Genomic DNA, 18,154 nt, shown 5'->3' with positions numbered 1-18,154 from the left:
TTGAGCCTTCAACCGAACTGCTGCCAGATCGTCTTGTAGTCGCAATATTTGTCGATCGCATGCACCGAGCGGTCGCGGCCGAAACCCGATTGCTTGAAGCCGCCGAAGGGCGTCGCGAAATTCGACATGTCGTAGGTGTTGATCCAGACCGTGCCGGCATGGATGCCCTCGGAGAAACGGTGCGCCCGGTCCATGTCACGGGTGAAGACGGCGCCGGCAAGCCCGTAGATGGTGTCATTGGCGATGGCGAGCGCTTCCTCCTCCGTGTCGAAGGCGATGGCCGCAAGCACAGGGCCGAAGATCTCCTGCCGGGCGATGCGCATGTCGTTCGTCACATCCGTGACGACACCCGGCGAGACATAGCAGCCGCCCGTCTCGGACAATACCCGCTCCGCGCCGAAGACGCGGCGCCCGCCGTCCGCTTCCCCCGCCGCGACGAGGCCGAGGACCTTGTCCATGTGCTCCGCCTCGATCAACGCGCCGATCTGCGCCTCCGGCTCGAAGGGGTGCGCCAGCACGATCTCGCGCTTCACAACCGCCTCGATCTTCTCGATCAGCGCGTCCTGCACCGGACGCTGCACGAGAAGACGCGTGGCGGCATGGCAGGTCTCGCCGGAATTGTAGAAGCAGCCCCAAGCGGCCGCGCTTGCCGCCGCGTCGAGATCGGCATCGGCAAAGACGACGAGCGGCGACTTGCCGCCGAGTTCCAGCGCCACGCGCTTGAGGTTCGACCGGGCGGCATAGCTCATGATCAGCCTGCCCACCTCGGTCGAGCCGGTGAAGGCGACCATGTCGACATCCGCGTGGAGCGCCAGCGGCTTGCCGACCTCCTCGCCGAAGCCTGTGACGACGTTGAAGACGCCGGCGGGCAGGCCCGCCTCGACGGCAAGCTCGGCGAGCCGCAGCGCCGAGAGCGAGGACTGCTCGGCCGGCTTCAGCACCACGCAATTGCCGGCCGCGATCGCCGGCCCGAGCTTCCAGGCATCGATGATCATCGGATAGTTCCACGGCGTGATCGCCGCGACGACGCCGAGCGGCACCTTGCGGACGAGGGCGCGCGCCTTCGGCCCGGTCGGCGCGATCTCGTCATACATCTTGTCGATCATCTCGCCGTAATACTGGATGCCTTCGGCACAGAGGCGCACGTCGACGCCGAGCGAGGCCTGCACCGGCTTGCCGACATCGAGCGTTTCGAGAAGCGCCAGCTCTTCGCCATGGGCACGGATCAATTCCGCCCAGCGCAGCATGATCCGCTTCTTCTCCAGCGGATCCCTGCCACGCCACGCACCACTGGCAAAGGCCTTGCGGGCAGAGGCCACGGCACGGTCGACATCGGCCGCATCGCCGCGCGCCAGCACGGCGCCGGGCTGGCCGTCCATGGGCCGCGTGCGGGTAAAGGTCCGGCCGGAAACGGCGGGCTGCGTCCTGCCGTCGATGAAATGCCCGCGGGCAAGCGAGAGGCCGGCAAGGCGTTCTTCCCAATAGGCGCGGCTGTACTGTTCGATCATGGTCGTCCTCAGAGCGTCCGGGGCAGAGCCATCATGCTGGTGGCGAAGGCATCGATATCGGCATCCGCAACCGCCCGGATCGTCGAGCGGCGCATCGGCTGGTTCTCCGGCGCGCGCATTTCACGGGCGAGGTCTTCGGCGGTGAAGGCGGCAAAGGCGGCCGGCAGGGCGCGGACGATGCCGCAACGGTCCATCAGGTCGGCGACGAAGCCGGGCAGCATCGCCGCATCCTGCAGGCCGCAGGCCCGCGCGGCCGCGGCAAGGTCGGCCGTGTCGGCCTCGACGAGCCAGCCGAGCGTCGCCTCGAAGCCGAGCGCCGTGGCGAGCCCGTGATGCACCGGCGCAAGGCCGGCGAGCGCATGGCTGATCGTATGGGCGATCGCCGTGCCGCAATTGTCGATCGCGATGCCGGCATAACAGGCGCCGAGCAGCATTTTTCCGCGCGCCTTCCTGTCCGCCGGGTTGTTCACCGCTGTTTCCAGCGCCTCCACGAGGAGGCCGAGGGCGGCATGGGCATAGAGCGCAGCGCCGGCATGGGCGTTGCGGTTGGTCGCCGCCTCGAAGGCATGCACGAAGGCGTCGAGGCCGCACCAGGCGGTAAGATTTGCCGGAAGTGTCACGGTCAGCGCCGGATCGAGCAGCACGAGGTCCGCCTTGGTCTCCGGCCCCCAGATCCACAGCTTCTTGCCTTCCGGCCCGGTGAAGATGGTCGTCGCCGACGTTTCCGAGCCGGTGCCTGCCGTCGTCGGCACCAGGATCTTGCGCAGCGGCCGGCCCGGCAAAGGGTGGGCGGCAAGCGCATAATGCATCGGGCCGTCCGCGCCCGCCGCCACGCAGGCCGCGATCTTGGCGATATCGAGCGCCGACCCGCCGCCGAGACCGACGACGAGGTCCTTGCCGCGGGCGGCAGCCGTGGCGGCCTCGACCGCGGCCAGCTTCGGCTCGCCGGCAAAACCGGAGAAGAACGCCACCGCCACGCCCTCGGCATCAAACTGACCGGCCAGGCGCTCGCCGAGCCCGCCGGCCGCAAGGAAACCATCGATGACGACGAGCACGGAGCGGGCACCGAGCGCATGGGCGGATGCGGCGATGGTCTCATGGACCCCTTCGCCGAAACGGATCTCGGGCACGAAAGACGTTGTGAACGGCACGGAACCTCCCGAACGGATTTGCCGAACCGTGCATCACAATTTCAGATTTTCAAATCCTTGGATTTTTCAGTCTTTTTGATAACTTCAGATCATGAAGGACGCCATGCTCGCCCATATCCCCCTCGAAGCCTTCCGTGTCTTCGACGCCGCCTGCCGGCACATGAACTTTTCGCGCGCCGGACGGGAGCTGAACATCACCCAGGCGGCCGTCAGCCGGCGCATCAAGGGGCTAGAGGATCATCTCGGCACGCAGCTCTTCGCCCGAAGCGGCAAGAACCTGGCCCTGACGCCGCGCGGCGAAAGGCTGTTCCAGCGCGTACGCGCTTCGCTCGATTATCTGGAGGAAAGCCTGGAGCCGTTCCGCACCGGTGCGGGACAGAGCATATCGCTCGCCGCAAGCGGATCGGTCTCCCATCTCTGGCTCGGCCCGCGCCTGCGCGATTTCTCCCGCGACAATCCCGACGTCGCGCTCCGCCTCGTCACGTCGGACAGCCCGGCCGACCTCGCCTCGGAGAACAACGACCTCGTCATCCCCTACAGCGCCGGCGAGCACCCCCGCTGGACGCTGACGCCGCTTCTCGCCGAAACGCTCGCCCCCGTGGCCTCGCCGGACTATATCGCCCGCAAGGGCCTTGATGCCGCTGCCATCGTCCCGGCCGATCTCATCGCCCTCGACCTCATCGACTACGAGCGCTTCAATGCCAACTGGATCTCCTTCCGCCCCTGGCTGGAGCGGGTCGCGCCACAGGCGCTGCGCAAGGCGCCGCCGCGGCCGCACCTCACCTTCTCTACCTATGCGCTCGCCATCGACGCGGCCATCAGCGGCGATGGCGTGGCGCTCGGCAGCCTCGATCTGCTTGCCGCCGCGCTTGCCGAGGGCACACTGGTGCAGCTCGGGGAGACGCGCCTCGTCACCGGCTACGGCTACCATCTCGGCCTGCCGAAATTCCGCACCTCGCCGCCCGAAGCACTCCGGCTGCACGACAGCCTGCTCGCCAGCCGCGCCGCGCCGTAAGGCTCCCGCGCTTGCAGGCATCCGGGGAGTAGCCTATCAGGAGCGGGAGATCGATGGATCCGGCCCGGCATGGGTCCGGCACCACCGCATCGACACGGGCAACGGCGCGGTTCGGCATGACGGAGCGGAAGCAAGGCAGATCCGGCTTGGTTGTCTTCGGGCTTTTGGCCATCGTGCTGCTCGGGGCCATCGGCGCGACCGTGCTCCTGGCCAACGACTACCGCAATCTCAACCGCTTGCTTGCCCGCTTCGGCTACGATCCCGTCGCCGTGACGCCGCAGACGCGCGCGCTGCGTCCCTATGAGATGAAGGGCAACCGCGTGCCACGCGCAAAGGGCCTCATCCCGGAACGGCTCCTGACGCCCGTCACGCCGATGCAGACCCGGTTCGTCCGCACCATCCGCAAGGCACCGGAAATGCTCTGCGAGGCGCTGCGCCGCAGCGGCTTCGAGACGGCCGGCTGGAAGGCCGGGCTGTTCGACCAGCAGAGCTGGGAATGCCAGTCCTACCGCGAATTCCCGGACGCGAGCGACGGCACGAACCCGTCCTCCTCCGCCTTCCTGTCGATCAGGGGCAATGCGGAAACGCGCGTCTCCTCCTTCCGCATCAAGCTCAACATCGAGAACACGGCGACGCAGAACCGCGTGACGGATGCCGTCATCGCGGCGATCGAGGTCTTCCTCGACGAGGTGCGCTGGGAAGAGGCGCCCGACATCTTCGCCGATATCCGCGCCCTCAAGGAATTCGACATCATCCGCTTCGGCAACCGCATCCAGCTCAAGAAGGAGTTCAGCGAGACGCCGCGCTACAATTTCATCATCACGCCGGACCGCACGCGAAACCGCGGTTCCTACCTGCCGGATTATTTCGACCGCGGCCGCTGGCTGCCGCTGCCCGACAAGTTGTGACAGGTGGCAAGATGAAGCCTGCCATGAAAAGACCGGCAAAGCGCACAGGGTTGGCACAGGTGCTCGCCCTCCTCCTCTCGGCGGTCACCGCCCAGGCCGCCGGCCTCGAATCCGGCCCGGTTTCGGACGATCCGATCTGGACCGACAAGCCCGTGCGCATCGACCGGAAGGCGCAGGCCTATGAACGGCTGGCCGTGGAGCCGATCGTGCTGCCCCTGCGTCTTCATCCGACCGCCCGCGTCACCGTCTTCGACAGCGCCTCCTTCGCCGACGGCGGCCGGCTCTATGTGCTGACGGACGCCGTGCCGGTCGATCCGAAGCGGTTCTGCCGCGATGCCGACGGCACGGTCGCCGTCTGCGGCCAGCAGGCGCGCATCGCCCTCAGGCGGCTGGTCGCCGGCAAGAGCCTGACCTGCGAGGAGGATATCCGGTTTTCCGGCGTGTCCTTCCTCACCTGCTCGGCCGGCGGCAGGGATCTTGCCGAAACGCTCGTCGCGACCGGCGCGGCCTCGGCCGCCACGCCGCGGCTTGCCGGCACGCAGGAGGACGCCATGCGGCGCAAGACCGGCATCTGGATCGACGCGGAATGCCGCGCACTCAAGCGATGCCCGCCGGGGCGGCGGCGCTGAAGGCGATGGCACCACTTTGCCGGTTCCCTCCCCGCTCCATCCCCGCTATGACAGGCCATGACCCTTCCTGCCCAACCCATCTTTCGTCAGCGTCTCACGCTTGCCGCCGACCGGCCGCTCATCTACGCCATCGGCGATGTGCATGGCTGTCTCGACGCCCTGCTGGCGCTGGAGGAGAGGATCCGTGCGGACGCCGCGCCCCGCATGGCCGAGCGGCCGCTCATCCTCTATCTCGGCGATTATGTCGACCGCGGCCCTGCCTCCCGGGCGGTCATCGAGCATCTGGCGAAGCCCGACCATGGCGACGGCATCGAGCGCATCGCGCTGTGCGGCAACCATGACGACACGTTCCTGAAATTCATCTTCAATCCGCACCAGCACCTGCGCTGGCTGGACTACGGCGGCGACGCGACGCTGCGCTCCTACGGGCTGGACCTTGCGGACTATACCGACCGAGACGAGGCGGTGCATGCGCTCGGCGCGGCCCTGCGCCGGGCGGTCCCGCAGCACCATATCGATTTCCTGCAGGCCATGCCGATCGCGCTGACGAGCGGCGACCGGCTCTTCGTCCATGCCGGCATCATGCCCGGCATTCCGCTCGCCCGGCAGGAAGACCAAGACCTGATCTGGATCCGCGAACCCTTCCTCAGCGAAGGCCCCGGCCTGCCCCTGACGGTCATCCACGGCCATACAGCCGGGCGCGAGCCGGTCTTCGGCAAGGGCCGCATCTGCATCGACACGACCTGCTACGCCACCGGCCGGCTGACCGCCCTCAGGGTGACCCTTGCGGGCGCGGACCTGGTTTAGCCCCGCCCGAACTCGTCCTCGATCCGGATGATGTCATCCTCGCCGAGATAGGAGCCGGTCTGCACCTCGATCAGTTCGAGCAGGATTTTTCCCGGATTGGCGAGGCGATGCACCTCGCCCTGCGGAATGTAGACGGACTCGTTCTCGCGCAGCGGGATCGTCCTGTCGCCGATCGTCACCTCGGCTGTGCCCCGCACGACGATCCAGTGTTCGGAGCGATGATGGTGCTTTTGCAGCGACAGCCGCTTGCCCGGCGTCACGAACAGGCGCTTGACCTGGAAACGCTCGCCGTTCAGCACCGAGGTATAGCCGCCCCAAGGCCGGTAGGAGGTCGGGTGCGTCTCGGTCAGCTTCGCCGTCTTCGGCAGGCTGGCGAGATGCTTCACCAGCTTGCCGACATTCTGGCTGTCCTCCATGCGGCCGACATAGACAGCGTCCTCGCTGGCGATGACGGCGACATTGTCGAGGCCCTGCACGGCGACGTGGATGTCCCGCGAGATGACCAGCGAGTTGCGCGTGTCGAGCACCGTCGTGCTGCCGTCGACGACATTGCCGGCCTCGTCCTGCCGGCCGGTCTTCCACACCGAATCCCAACTTCCGAGATCGGACCAGGTGATCGGCGAAGGCACGACGGCGGCGATCGGCGTCTTCTCGAAGATGGCATAGTCGACGGAGATATCGGGCGCGCGCGAAAAGGCCGCCTCGTCGAGCCGCTCGAAGTCGAGATCGTGCTGGGCCTTGGCGACCGCTTCGCCGGCCGCCTCCAGCACGTCCGGCGCATATTGCCGGAGTTCACGCAGGAAGAGCCCGACCGGCAGCATGAACATCCCGGAATTCCACAGATAACCGCCGGCCGCCAGCATGGCCGTCGCCTTCTCGTGGTTGGGCTTCTCGACGAAGCGGCGCACCGCATTGGCGCCGTTGCCGAGGTCCTCGCCGATCTCGATATAGCCGTAGCCGGTCGCAGGCTCGCTCGGCGTGATGCCGAAGGTCACGAGGCGGCCGGCCCGTGCAGCCGCCGCCGCCTTGGCGATGCAGTCGAAATAGGTCGCGTTGGCATCAATCTCATGATCGGAGGCGAGCACCTGCATGATCGCGTCGTCGCCATGAAGGCCGGCGATGAAGGTCGCGGCGGCGGCGAGCGCCGGCGCCGTGTTGCGGGCAACGGGCTCCAGCAGGATCGAGGTCAGCGCGACGCCGGCCGCGCGGGCCTGCTCGGCGACGAGGAAGCGGAAGTCGCTGTTGGTGACGACGATCGGCGCCGCATAGACCCCCGCATCGGCGACGCGCGCCAGCGTCTTCTGGAAGAGCGTGGTTTCCCCGAGGAATTCGAGGAACTGCTTTGGCGCGGAGGCGCGCGACAGCGGCCAGAGACGGGTGCCCTTACCGCCGGCCATGATGACGGGTACGATCTTGCTGCTCATCCTGCTCGTCCTGATGCGTTGGTCCGCCCTCATGGCGCACGCCTTGCGCGCCACTCTCGCCCGGCGTCGTAAAGAAACAGCAAATTACCACAACCTGGCGTTCCGGTCGGGTACGCAATGTTGCGGATAGGGTAAAGAGGACCTTCTCCGAAAGCGGTAAATCGCAGGCAACAAAAAACCCGCCGGAACGGCGGGTTTGACAGGCGGAAACGCGTACCGCAATCAGGCCGGTACGACGATCCCCTGCAGCGTGGTGAGTTCGGCGAGATAGGTCTCGATGCCGAACTTCTGGTCGTCCGACTTGGCATGGTTCAGCTCGGCACGGGCGGCTTCGATGCGACGAACGATGTCCTCGCTCTTGAAGTCGTCGACATGCACGGCCGATTCGGCCAGCAGCGTGCAGCCGGTCGGGACGATGTCGGCGAAACCGCCGAAGACCACGTAACGGTCCTTCTTGCCGTCCGCGAACTTCACGGTGACGATACCCGGCTTGATCGTCGTCATGGTCGGCGCGTGGTTGGCCATGACGGTCATCTCGCCCTCGGTCGCCGGGATGACGACTTCGCTGACGCTGCCGGAAACCAGCAGGCGCTCGGGGGAAACGAGTTCAAAGTTGAATTCTGTTGCCATGACCATCTTAGCGAATAGCGAATAGCGAATAGCGAATAGAATTCGTATTCGAAGTTCGCGTTTTCCCTATTCGCTACTCCCTATTTCCTATTCGCTGTTAAGCCGCTTCGGCAGCCAGCTTCTTGGCCTTCTCGACGGCTTCTTCCATGGAGCCGACCATGTAGAAGGCAGCTTCCGGCAGGTGGTCGTACTCGCCGTTGACGAGGCCCTTGAAGCCCTTGATCGTGTCTTCGAGTGCGACGAGCTTGCCCGGCGAACCGGTGAAGACTTCGGCCACGAAGAACGGCTGGGACAGGAAGCGCTCGATCTTGCGGGCGCGGGCAACGGCCAGCTTGTCGTCTTCCGACAGTTCGTCCATGCCGAGGATGGCGATGATGTCCTGGAGAGCCTTGTAGCGCTGCAGGGTCGTCTGGACCTTGCGGGCGACTTCGTAGTGCTCTTCGCCGACAACCATCGGGTCGAGCATGCGCGAGGTCGAGTCGAGCGGGTCCACGGCCGGATAGATGCCCTTTTCGGCGATCGAACGGGACAGAACCGTCGTTGCGTCGAGGTGGGCGAACGAGGTTGCCGGCGCCGGGTCGGTCAAGTCGTCGGCGGGAACATAGATGGCCTGGACCGAGGTGATCGAGCCCTTGGTCGTGGTGGTGATGCGTTCCTGCATCTGGCCCATGTCGGTGGCGAGCGTCGGCTGATAGCCCACGGCCGACGGGATGCGGCCGAGCAGAGCCGACACTTCGGAACCGGCCTGCGTGAAGCGGAAGATGTTGTCGACGAAGAACAGAACGTCCTGGCCCTTGTCGCGGAAGTCTTCAGCGATCGTCAGACCGGTCAGAGCGACGCGCGCGCGTGCGCCCGGCGGTTCGTTCATCTGGCCGTAGACGAGGGCGGCCTTGGAGCCTTCGCCGCCGCCGTGCTTGTTCACGCCCGATTCGATCATTTCGTGATAGAGGTCGTTGCCTTCGCGGGTGCGTTCACCGACGCCCGCGAACACCGAGTAACCACCGTGCGCCTTGGCGACGTTGTTGATCAGTTCCATGATGAGAACGGTCTTGCCGACGCCTGCGCCGCCGAAGAGGCCGATCTTGCCGCCCTTTGCGTAGGGAGCCAGCAGGTCGACGACCTTGATGCCGGTAACCAGGATCTGCGCTTCCGTGGACTGCTCGACATAGGCCGGAGCGTCCTGGTGGATGGCGCGCTTCGCCTTGGTGACGAGCGGGCCGGCTTCGTCGACGGGCTCGCCGATGACGTTCATGATGCGGCCGAGCGTCTCGTCGCCGACCGGAACGGAGATCGGGGCGCCGGTGTCGGTCACGGGCTGGCCGCGGACGAGACCTTCGGTCGAGTCCATGGCGATCGTGCGAACCGTGTTTTCGCCGAGATGCTGGGCGACTTCGAGAACGAGGCGGTTGCCGTTGTTGTCGGTTTCCAGCGCGTTCAGGATGAGCGGCAGGTCGCCGTCGAAGGCGACGTCAACGACGGCGCCGATAACCTGGGTAACGCGACCGGTCGCGCCGGCTGCGACCGGAGCCGCCGCCTTGGTTGCAGCAGCAGTCTTCGCTGCCGGCCTGCGCGCTGCCGGCTTCTTTTCCACTGCGGCGGTTTCCTTCGGGGTAGCTGCCTTAGCCATGTCTCTTACCCTCTTTGTCCTGGTCCTTAGAGCGCTTCAGCGCCCGAGATGATTTCGATGAGTTCCTTGGTGATCTGAGCCTGGCGCTGACGGTTGTAGTTGAGCGTCAGCTTGTTGATCATCTCACCAGCATTGCGGGTCGCGTTGTCCATGGCGCTCATCTTGGCGCCCATTTCGCCGGCGACGTTCTCGAGCAGGGCCCGGAAGATCTGGACGGAAATGTTGCGCGGGATGAGGTCCCCGAGGATCGCGCCAGCATCCGGCTCGTAGTCGTAGATCGCGGTGGCGCCCGTCGTCTCGGCAGCGACCGCCGGAGCGGAGGCCGGGATGAGCTGGAGCGCGGTCGGAATCTGCGCGATGACCGACTTGAACTCGGAATAGAACAGCGTGCAGACGTCGAATTCGCCCTGCTCGAACAGGCCGATGACCTTGTGGCCGATCTGGTCTGCATTGGCAAAGCCGATGCGCTTGACTTCGCGCAGGTCGACGCGGTCGATGATCAGCGACGCGAATTCACGGCGCAGGATATCGAAACCCTTCTTGCCCACGCAGATGATCTTGACCGTCTTGCCGCTCGCCAGAAGCTTGCGGGTGTGGTCACGCGCAAGGCGCGCGATCTGCGAGTTGAAGCCGCCGCACAGGCCGCGTTCGGCCGTGCAGACGACGAGCAGGTGAACCTGGTCCTTGCCCGTGCCGGTCATCAGACGCGGCGCCGAATCGTCCTGGCCGACGGCCTGGGCGATATTGGCGAGAACGGCGCTCATGCGCTGCGAATAGGGCCGGGCGGCCTCGGCCGCTTCCTGGGCGCGCCGAAGCTTTGCCGCGGCGACCATCTTCATCGCCTTGGTGATCTTCTGCGTCGCCTTGACGGAGGCGATCCGGTTTTTCAGATCCTTAAGTGAAGGCATCCGTTTTCCGTCCTGTAACACGATCCGGGAGAGGTCTCCTCAGCGGATCATGCGTCAATCAAAGTTCCCGGGCTGCCTGCGCGCCGGCGGCGCGCAGGGCTCGAACCGTTAGGTCTCAGCCGAAGCTCTTGGCGAAGGCGTCGAGAGCAGCCTTGAGCTTGCCCTTGGTGTCGTCGCTGATCGCCTTTTCGGTGCGGATCGTGTCGAGGATCGCCTTGCCTTCGGAGCGCATGTAGCCGAGCAGGCCCTGCTCGAACTTGCCGACCTGGGCGACCGGCAGCTTGTCGAGATAGCCGTTGACGCCGGCGAAGATCACGACGACCTGCTCTTCCGTCTTCAGCGGCGAGAACTGCGGCTGCTTCAGGAGTTCGGTCAGACGTGCACCGCGGTTGAGCAGGCGCTGCGTTGCGGCATCGAGGTCCGAGCCGAACTGGGCGAAGGCGGCCATTTCGCGATACTGGGCGAGTTCGCCCTTGATCGAGCCGGCGACCTGCTTCATCGCCTTGATCTGGGCGGACGAGCCGACGCGGGACACCGACAGGCCGACGTTCACGGCCGGGCGGATACCCTGGTAGAACAGGTCCGTTTCAAGGAAGATCTGGCCGTCGGTGATCGAGATCACGTTGGTCGGGATGAAGGCCGAAACGTCGTTGCCCTGGGTTTCGATGACCGGCAGGGCCGTCAGCGAGCCGGCGCCCATCTCGTCGTTGAGCTTTGCAGCGCGTTCCAGCAGGCGCGAGTGCAGGTAGAAGACGTCGCCCGGATAGGCTTCGCGGCCCGGCGGGCGGCGCAGCAGCAGCGACATCTGGCGGTAGGAAACGGCCTGCTTGGAAAGGTCGTCGTAGCCGATGAGGGCGTGCTTGCCGTTGTCGCGGAAATATTCGCCCATCGCGCAGCCGGCGAACGGTGCGAGATACTGCATCGGCGCCGGGTCGGAGGCGGTTGCAGCGACGATGATCGAGTACTGGAGCGCGCCGCGCTCTTCGAGCACCTTCACGAACTGGGCGACGGTCGAACGCTTCTGGCCGATGGCGACGTAGACGCAGTACAGCTTGTCGCCGTCCGGGCCGTTGTCGTGGATCGCCTTCTGGTTCAGGATCGTGTCCAGGATGATGGCGGTCTTGCCAGTCTGGCGGTCGCCGATGACCAGCTCGCGCTGGCCGCGGCCGACCGGGATGAGGGCGTCGATGGCCTTGAGGCCGGTCGACATCGGCTCATGCACCGACTTGCGCGGGATGATGCCCGGAGCCTTGACGTCAACGCGGGCGCGCTGCTTGGCATTGATCGGGCCCTTGCCGTCGATCGGGTTGCCGAGCGCGTCGACGACGCGGCCGAGCAGTTCCGGACCGACCGGCACGTCCACGATGGCGCCGGTGCGCTTGACGGTGTCGCCTTCCTTGATGTCACGGTCGGAACCGAAGATAACGACACCGACATTGTCGCTTTCCAGGTTCAGCGCCATGCCGCGGATGCCGCCGGGGAACTCCACCATTTCACCAGCCTGGACATTGTCGAGGCCGTAAACGCGGGCGATACCGTCACCGACGGAGAGCACCTGGCCGACTTCCGAGACTTCCGCCTCTTTGCCGAAATTTTTGATCTGATCTTTGAGAATTGCGGAAATTTCCGCGGCGCGGATATCCATCAGCCGACCTCTTTCAGTGCAAGCTTAAGGGTAGAGAGTTTGGTGCGAAGGGAGGTGTCGATCTGGCGGGACCCGACCTTGACGATCAGACCACCGAGAATGGACGGGTCGACGGTGACGGCAATCGCCACGTCTTTGCCGGTGACGCCTTTCAGCGCCGCCTTCAATTCTGTTTCCTGCGCTGCGGTCAGCGCATGGGCCGAGGTGACATCGGCCGTGATTTCGCCGCGGGCGCGGGCCGCAATGACGCGGTATGCCTTGATCATGCCGGGAACGGCGAAGAGGCGGCGATTTGACGCAACCACCTTGAGGAAGTTTGCCACGAGACCCGTGATGCCGGCCCTTGCGGCAACGGCGGCAATGGCCTTGGTCTGATCTTCGGCGGAGAAGACGGGGCTGAGGATCAGCCGCTTCAGGTCGTCGCTTTCGTCGATCAGTGCCTGGAAACGGGCAAGATCGGCACCGACACTGTCAGCCGAACCGGCTTCCTGAGCGAGGTCGAAAAGCGAAGACGCGTATCTTTCTGCAACACCGGAAACAAGCTGGGATGTGTCTGCCACGGGCACAAGCTTCTCTTCTTTTCATTCAAGAGGCCGGGCAGTAGCGAAGCTACGGTCCTAACCACTTGAAATCGTTGCGGTAATCTTCAGTCCCTACAGGCTTTGGCGCCCGCTTTTTCTGAATTTCGCGGTTCGTCTAGCATACGAAACCGGGACTCGCAACACGCCGGACGCAGGAATGCGCCATAAGTCGGCCACAGTCGGGGCAAAAGTTGACTGCGCGCACTCTGTTCTGGCGTTTATGGAGGCCGGAAGCCGGTTTTCCGGTCAGAGGAAGCCGAAGGCGTAGCCGAGCGGCAGGGCGGCAAGCACCGCCTGCGCGGCGAGCGCGGCAAGGTTCTTGAGCGTGAAGGAACCGTCCGACATCAGCGACAGGATGCGGCCGAAGGCGGCCAGCGCGAAACCGCCGCCGATGGCCATGTAGATCCAGCTCTGCGCCATCAGCAGCGCGACGATGGCGATCCCCGCATAAAAGCCGCCGGCCGAGCGGGCGAAGGCATATCCTTCCGAAGTGCCGTCCCGGACCTGGAGACCGGCGAGCTTCAAGGCCGTGCCCGGCGCAAAGAGGGCGAAGAGGCCGAAAAGCACGGTCGCGATGGCAGCGCAGAACGCCAGGAACTCGCCCGTCTCGGTGGGGATGTAGAATTCCATCTCGGCGCCTCTCCTTGCCTGCCCGCCGCCCTCTATCGCACAGGCCCGCGACGGGCAGAAGCGCGCCGGGAAAGTTCGCACAACTCTTTGTTAACCACGCATGTCAGAGGAAACTCTGCGGATCGATGTCGAGCTGCACCTGCAGCGAGGCCCGTTCCTTCGGCCCGTTGGCCAGCATGGCGCGCAGGAAGGCCTGCATGTCGCTGCCCCGCCGGCCGTGCACCAGGAGGCGGAAGCGGTGGCGGCCGCGGATCAGCGCCAGCGGCGCCTCCGCCGGGCCGAGGATGGAGATGCCGGAGACCTGCGGTGCTGCCTGCCGCAGCCCCCGCGCATGCGCCTCCGCCTCGCCGCGGCTATCGGCCGAGACGATGACCGAGGCGAGCCGGCCGAACGGCGGCAGCAGCGCCTTCTCCCGCTCGCCGATCTCGCGGTCATAGAACGCCGTCGCATCGCCGGAGACGATGGCCTGCATGACGGGATGGGCCGGCTGGTAGGTCTGGATGAGGCCGTGGCTCTTCAGGCCAGAACGCCCGGCACGCCCCGTCACCTGCGAAAGAAGCTGGAAGGTCCGCTCGGCCGCCCGCGGGTCGCCGTTGGAAAGCCCGAGATCCGCATCCACCACGCCGACCAGCGACATCAGCGGGAAATTGTGCCCCTTGGCGACGAGCTGCGTGCCGATGACGATATCCGCCTCGCCGCGCGCGATCGCCTCCAGCTCCAGCCTGAGCCGCTTCACGCCCATCAGGTCGGAGGAGAGCACGATGGTGCGCGCCTCGGGAAAATGCCGCTCCACCTCCTCCGCGATGCGCTCCACCCCCGGCCCGCAGGCGGCGAGGTGATCGAAGGTGCCGCATTCCGGGCAGGCCTCCGGCGTACGCTCGGCATAACCGCAATGGTGGCATTGAATCTGCCCGCGAAAACGGTGCTCGACCAGCCAGCTCGAACATTGCGGGCACTGGAAGCGGTGGCCGCAGACCCGGCAGAGCGTCAACGGCGCATAACCGCGGCGGTTGAGGAAGAGCAGCGCCTGCTCACCCTTCTCGATGGTGCGCTGGATGCCGCGCAGCATGACCGGCGACAGGAAGCCGCCGCGCGCCGGCGGATGCCGCCGCATGTCGACGAGGTGCAGGTCCGGCAGCGCCGCATCGCCGTAACGCGTTGGCAGGTGCAGTTTGCGGTAGCGGCCGACATCGCTGTTGACACGGCTTTCCACCGAAGGCGTCGCCGAGACCAGCACGGCCGGAAAGTCACCGATGCGCGCCCGGACCACCGCCATGTCGCGCGCATTGTAGAAGACGCGGTCCTCCTGCTTGTAGGCCGGGTCGTGCTCCTCGTCGACGATGATGAGGCCGAGATTTTCGAACGGCAGGAAGAGCGCCGAGCGCGCGCCGGCCACGACCCGGACATCCCCCGTCGTCACCTGCCGCCAGGCACGCTCGCGGGTGCGGGGGGCGAGATCGGAATGCCACTCCGCGGGCTTGGCGCCGAAACGATCCTGGAACCGCTCCAGGAAACTCGCCGTCAGCGCGATTTCCGGCAGGAGGATGAGCACCTGCCGCCCTCGTCGCAGCGTCTCGGCGATCGCCTCGAAATAGACCTCCGTCTTGCCCGAACCGGTGATGCCATCGATCAGCGAGACGGAGAATTCACCCTTCCGCACGCTCTCGACCAGTTCCGCGGCGCTCTCCGTCTGCGGCCCTTCGAGCCGCGGTGCGACATAGTCCGGATCGGGCAGCGCCACGACCGGCGGCGGCGGCAGGAAGACCGTCTCGAACGTGCCCTGCTTCACGAGCCCGTCGATGACGCTCGTCGAGGTGCCGGAGGCATGCGCAAGGCCGGACCGCGTCCAGGGAACACCGTCCTCGATCAGCTCCAGCACGCGTTCACGCGCGCTCGTCAGCCGCTCCGGCCGGTGGCCGGTGAAGCGCAGCCCCTCGATCATCGGCTCGGGATCGAAGGCGGTGGGCGCGCGCAGCGCCATGCGGGCAACGAGGCCCGGCGGCGTCACCGTGTATGCGGAGACCCAGTCGAGGAAATCGCGCATCTCCTTGGAGAGCGGCGGGCAATCGAACACCTTCTCGATCGGCCGCAGCTTCTTCGGATCGACCTTGCCGTCGTCGCCGCCGTCCCAGACGACACCCGGCACCAGCCGGGGGCCGAGCGGCACCTGCACGATCGAGCCCGGCTCGACCGCCATGCCCTCCGGCACCGAATAGGAATAGGGCAAGGGCGTCGGCACCGGCACCATCACGGGCACCGTGCGCGCAAAGAGTCTTTCCCCGAAAAGGTCGGTCGAATCGCTGGTCATCAGGCGCGAAGATGCCCCCGCCGCCGTGCGAAGAAAACCGCAAAGATCGCCGCCGGCCTGCTCATTCGTCGTCCCCGGCCATTTCGCCCGTCAGCCGCATGCCGTCGATCCAGGTCGCCCCGTCATTGCGCACGACCCGCTTCGCCCGGACGCCGCAGCGCGTCTCCACCTCCTGTGCCAGCCGCTCGGAATGGGTGACGATCCAGAGCTGGCTCGACTGCGCGGCCCGCGCGATCATGTCGGCAAGCGGTGCCAGCATGTCCGGATGGAGGCTTGCTTCCGGCTCGTTCAGCGCGATCAGCGGCGGCGTGCGATAGGAGAGAAGGGCCGCGGCGAGCGCCAGGAAGCGGATCTGCCCGTCCGAAAGCTCGCGCGGCTGGAAGACGCGCTGGGGAAACTGCGGGAACACCAGCCCGTAGGAGGCGAACTCCTCCGGCTCCGGCACGGAAAGCCGCGCCCCGCCGAACGCGTCCGCCACCGCCCGGTCGAGGTCGAGCGTATCTTCCCGCGTCCAGGTGAGCGTCGCGAAGACGGCGGCCATATTGGCTCCGTCCTGGTCGAGCAGCGGCGCGGTGACGGCAAGGCAGGGCTGGCGCAGGGCCGAATCGCGATCGGAGCGGAAGCCGTGGAAGAAGCGCCATTGCGAGATGGCGCGGCGGAAAGTGCCAATCTCCGGGTAATGCCCGGCATCGCCGAGCAGCGCGATGGCCGTTTCCGAGGTCAGCGCCTGTTCGGGATGCTCGACCATGCGGCCGGTCTCGTCGCGCACTAGGATGCCCGGCCCGGCGCGCTTCATCACCGTCACCGGCCGCCGCCCGGTCTCGATGGTCAGTTCCTCCGCCTTGACCTGCGGCTCGAAGGCAAAGCCCGCGGCGGCCTTCGGCGGGCGCAACCCGGCCTCCACGCGGTAACGGAAGGTGATCGCCCGGTCCTCGTCGAGCAGTTCGGTCTCAAGGCGGATGCGAACCGGCTCGTTCCCTCGCCGCCTGCCCGTCCAGAGCGCCGAAGCCATGCCGCCTTCCGCCGCGATCTCATGGGCGAAACTGCCGCGCACCGCGGCCTGCACCAGTTGCAGCGATCGGTAGAGGTTCGATTTCCCCGCCCCGTTCTCGCCGACGAACAGGTTCACACGCCCGAGATCCATGCGGATCGAGCGCAGCGAACGATAGTTTTCGGCAGACATGGAACGCAAAAGCATGATGGTCCCGGAATGGAGAAAGACCCTCTCTATACCAGCCACCGTGTCTAGAGGAAGGCGGGCCGCTTTGCCCAGCCCCGACGCGAACGTTAGCAAAACCTTAAGCGGAAATCGCCCATGCTCCGGCAAACGCCAAAGGGCAGGACATGACCGATCTCCTCATCATCGCCGACCCGACACTGATGGCCGAGCGCCAGGGCTGGCTCGCCGCGCTGGCGGAGGAGCGACGGCTTTCCGACAACACGCTGGACGCCTATGAGCGCGACACCCGCCAGTTCCTTGCCTTCCTGACGCAGCACCTTGCCACCCCGGCGCGGCTCAAGGACATCGACGACCTGCGGCCGGCAGACCTGCGCGGCTTCCTCGCGGCCCGGCGCCGCGACGGCGCGGGTGCGCGCACGCTCGGCCGCGGCCTTGCGGGCCTGCGTTCGTTCCTGCGCCACCTGGAGCGCAAGGGCCTTGCCAATGCCGCCGGCGCTTCGGCGGTGCGCTCGCCGAAACAGCCGAAATCGCTGCCGAAGCCGCTCTCCGACCGGCAGGCGATCGCCGTCGTCGACGCCCATGAACAACTGGCCGAGGAACCGTGGATCCGCCTGCGCAACGCCGCTGTCCTGACGCTCCTCTACGGCTGCGGCCTGCGCATTTCCGAGGCGCTGTCGCTGACGCCGGCCGATTTCGCCGGCACGCCGACCGCGCTGCGCATCACCGGCAAGGGCGACAAGACCCGCATCGTGCCGCTGATCGCCCCAGCCCTTGCCGGCGTCGAGGATTACATGAAACTCTGCCCCTTCCCGCTGGCAGAGGACAAACCGCTCTTCCGCGGCGCGCGCGGCGGCCCCCTGCAACCGGCAATCATCCAGCGGGAGATGCAGAAGCTGCGCGGTGCCCTCGGCCTGCCGGACAGCGCGACGCCGCACGCGCTGCGCCATTCCTTCGCCACGCACCTGCTGGCCGGCGGCGGCGATCTGCGCACCATCCAGGAACTGCTCGGCCATGCCAGCCTTTCCACCACGCAGGTCTATACCGGTGTCGATTCCGCCCGGCTGCTCGAAATCTACGACCGCGCCCATCCGCGGGCATGAGGCCGCTTCGTCAAGGGCACAGGCCGTTAAGGGATTGTGAGGGGCAACCGGACTAGAGCATGTCGCACACAAAAGTGCCCAGCGGTTTTGCGAGAACGACAGG

At 66.3% G+C, this 18,154-nt stretch carries 16 protein-coding genes; 5 read left to right on the top strand and 11 right to left on the bottom strand.

Features of this window, described 5'->3' with window-relative positions:
* Positions 1 to 8 precede the first annotated feature (8 nt).
* Positions 9 to 1,508 (bottom strand): aldehyde dehydrogenase, encoded by a 1,500-nt coding sequence (locus tag EV665_RS14095; protein ID WP_133034559.1) that lies wholly within the window; start codon positions 1,506 to 1,508, stop codon positions 9 to 11.
* A gap of 8 nt (positions 1,509 to 1,516) precedes the next feature.
* Positions 1,517 to 2,659, bottom strand: a complete 1,143-nt coding sequence (locus EV665_RS14090; RefSeq protein WP_133034558.1) for an iron-containing alcohol dehydrogenase — start codon at positions 2,657 to 2,659, stop codon at positions 1,517 to 1,519.
* A 91-nt stretch (positions 2,660 to 2,750) separates the two neighbouring features.
* On the opposite strand from EV665_RS14090, the gene EV665_RS14085 reads away from it, so the two are divergent.
* The 4 genes from EV665_RS14085 (at position 2,751) to EV665_RS14070 (ending at position 6,018) form a co-directional block, all read left to right on the top strand.
* On the top strand, positions 2,751 to 3,674 hold the full coding sequence (locus EV665_RS14085) for a LysR substrate-binding domain-containing protein (protein WP_245507715.1): 924 nt from the start codon (positions 2,751 to 2,753) through the stop codon (positions 3,672 to 3,674).
* Positions 3,675 to 3,820: 146 nt separating this feature from the next.
* A complete protein-coding gene (locus EV665_RS14080) occupies positions 3,821 to 4,582 on the top strand; it encodes a DUF6030 family protein (protein ID WP_133034557.1) in 762 nt (253 codons plus the stop codon).
* Positions 4,583 to 4,605: 23 nt separating this feature from the next.
* Positions 4,606 to 5,211, top strand: a complete 606-nt coding sequence (locus EV665_RS14075) for a thermonuclease family protein (RefSeq protein WP_133034556.1) — start codon at positions 4,606 to 4,608, stop codon at positions 5,209 to 5,211.
* A gap of 57 nt (positions 5,212 to 5,268) precedes the next feature.
* Positions 5,269 to 6,018 (top strand): metallophosphoesterase family protein, encoded by a 750-nt coding sequence (locus EV665_RS14070; RefSeq protein WP_133034555.1) that lies wholly within the window; start codon positions 5,269 to 5,271, stop codon positions 6,016 to 6,018.
* Here EV665_RS14070 and EV665_RS14065 read toward each other — a convergent pair.
* The 9 genes from EV665_RS14065 to EV665_RS14025 form a co-directional block, all read right to left on the bottom strand.
* Positions 6,015 to 7,442 carry a mannose-1-phosphate guanylyltransferase/mannose-6-phosphate isomerase gene (locus tag EV665_RS14065; RefSeq protein WP_133034554.1) on the bottom strand — a complete coding sequence of 476 codons (1,428 nt, stop codon included), beginning with the start codon at positions 7,440 to 7,442 and terminating at the stop codon, positions 6,015 to 6,017. The genes EV665_RS14070 and EV665_RS14065 overlap by 4 nt on opposite strands.
* Before the next feature lie 222 nt (positions 7,443 to 7,664).
* Entirely contained in the window at positions 7,665 to 8,072 is a 408-nt protein-coding gene (locus EV665_RS14060) for a F0F1 ATP synthase subunit epsilon (RefSeq protein WP_064331727.1), read from the bottom strand.
* A 97-nt stretch (positions 8,073 to 8,169) separates the two neighbouring features.
* Entirely contained in the window at positions 8,170 to 9,699 is a 1,530-nt protein-coding gene (gene atpD / locus EV665_RS14055; RefSeq protein WP_084438154.1) for a F0F1 ATP synthase subunit beta, read from the bottom strand.
* A gap of 26 nt (positions 9,700 to 9,725) precedes the next feature.
* Positions 9,726 to 10,607: a F0F1 ATP synthase subunit gamma gene (locus EV665_RS14050; protein WP_064331729.1), complete on the bottom strand. Its 882-nt coding sequence runs from the start codon at positions 10,605 to 10,607 to the stop codon at positions 9,726 to 9,728.
* Between the two features lie 115 nt (positions 10,608 to 10,722).
* A complete protein-coding gene (gene atpA, locus EV665_RS14045) occupies positions 10,723 to 12,252 on the bottom strand; it encodes a F0F1 ATP synthase subunit alpha (protein WP_064331730.1) in 1,530 nt (509 codons plus the stop codon).
* Complete coding sequence (locus EV665_RS14040) at positions 12,252 to 12,818, bottom strand: F0F1 ATP synthase subunit delta (RefSeq protein WP_084438156.1); 567 nt, start codon at positions 12,816 to 12,818, stop codon at positions 12,252 to 12,254. Before EV665_RS14040 ends, atpA begins: the two co-directional genes overlap by 1 nt.
* A 261-nt stretch (positions 12,819 to 13,079) precedes the next feature.
* On the bottom strand, positions 13,080 to 13,463 hold the full coding sequence (locus EV665_RS14035) for an AGROH133_08824 family phage infection protein (protein WP_133034553.1): 384 nt from the start codon (positions 13,461 to 13,463) through the stop codon (positions 13,080 to 13,082).
* 103 nt (positions 13,464 to 13,566) lie between these two features.
* Positions 13,567 to 15,771 (bottom strand): primosomal protein N', encoded by a 2,205-nt coding sequence (locus EV665_RS14030; protein ID WP_133034552.1) that lies wholly within the window; start codon positions 15,769 to 15,771, stop codon positions 13,567 to 13,569.
* Positions 15,772 to 15,832: 61 nt separating this feature from the next.
* The gene (locus EV665_RS14025) at positions 15,833 to 16,969 is read right to left on the bottom strand and encodes an AAA family ATPase (RefSeq protein WP_133034551.1); all 1,137 of its coding nucleotides are present in this window, start codon (positions 16,967 to 16,969) and stop codon (positions 15,833 to 15,835) included.
* A 146-nt stretch (positions 16,970 to 17,115) separates the two neighbouring features.
* Here EV665_RS14025 and EV665_RS14020 point away from each other — a divergent pair, with 146 nt between their 5' ends.
* Positions 17,116 to 18,051 (top strand): tyrosine recombinase XerC, encoded by a 936-nt coding sequence (locus EV665_RS14020; protein ID WP_133034550.1) that lies wholly within the window; start codon positions 17,116 to 17,118, stop codon positions 18,049 to 18,051.
* Positions 18,052 to 18,154 lie beyond the last annotated feature (103 nt).

The organism is Shinella granuli (genome assembly GCF_004341885.1).
In the GTDB taxonomy this organism is placed as follows: domain Bacteria; phylum Pseudomonadota; class Alphaproteobacteria; order Rhizobiales; family Rhizobiaceae; genus Shinella; species Shinella granuli.
Note: the sequence above shows the minus strand (reverse complement) of the source record. Positions and strands in the feature narration are given on the sequence as shown.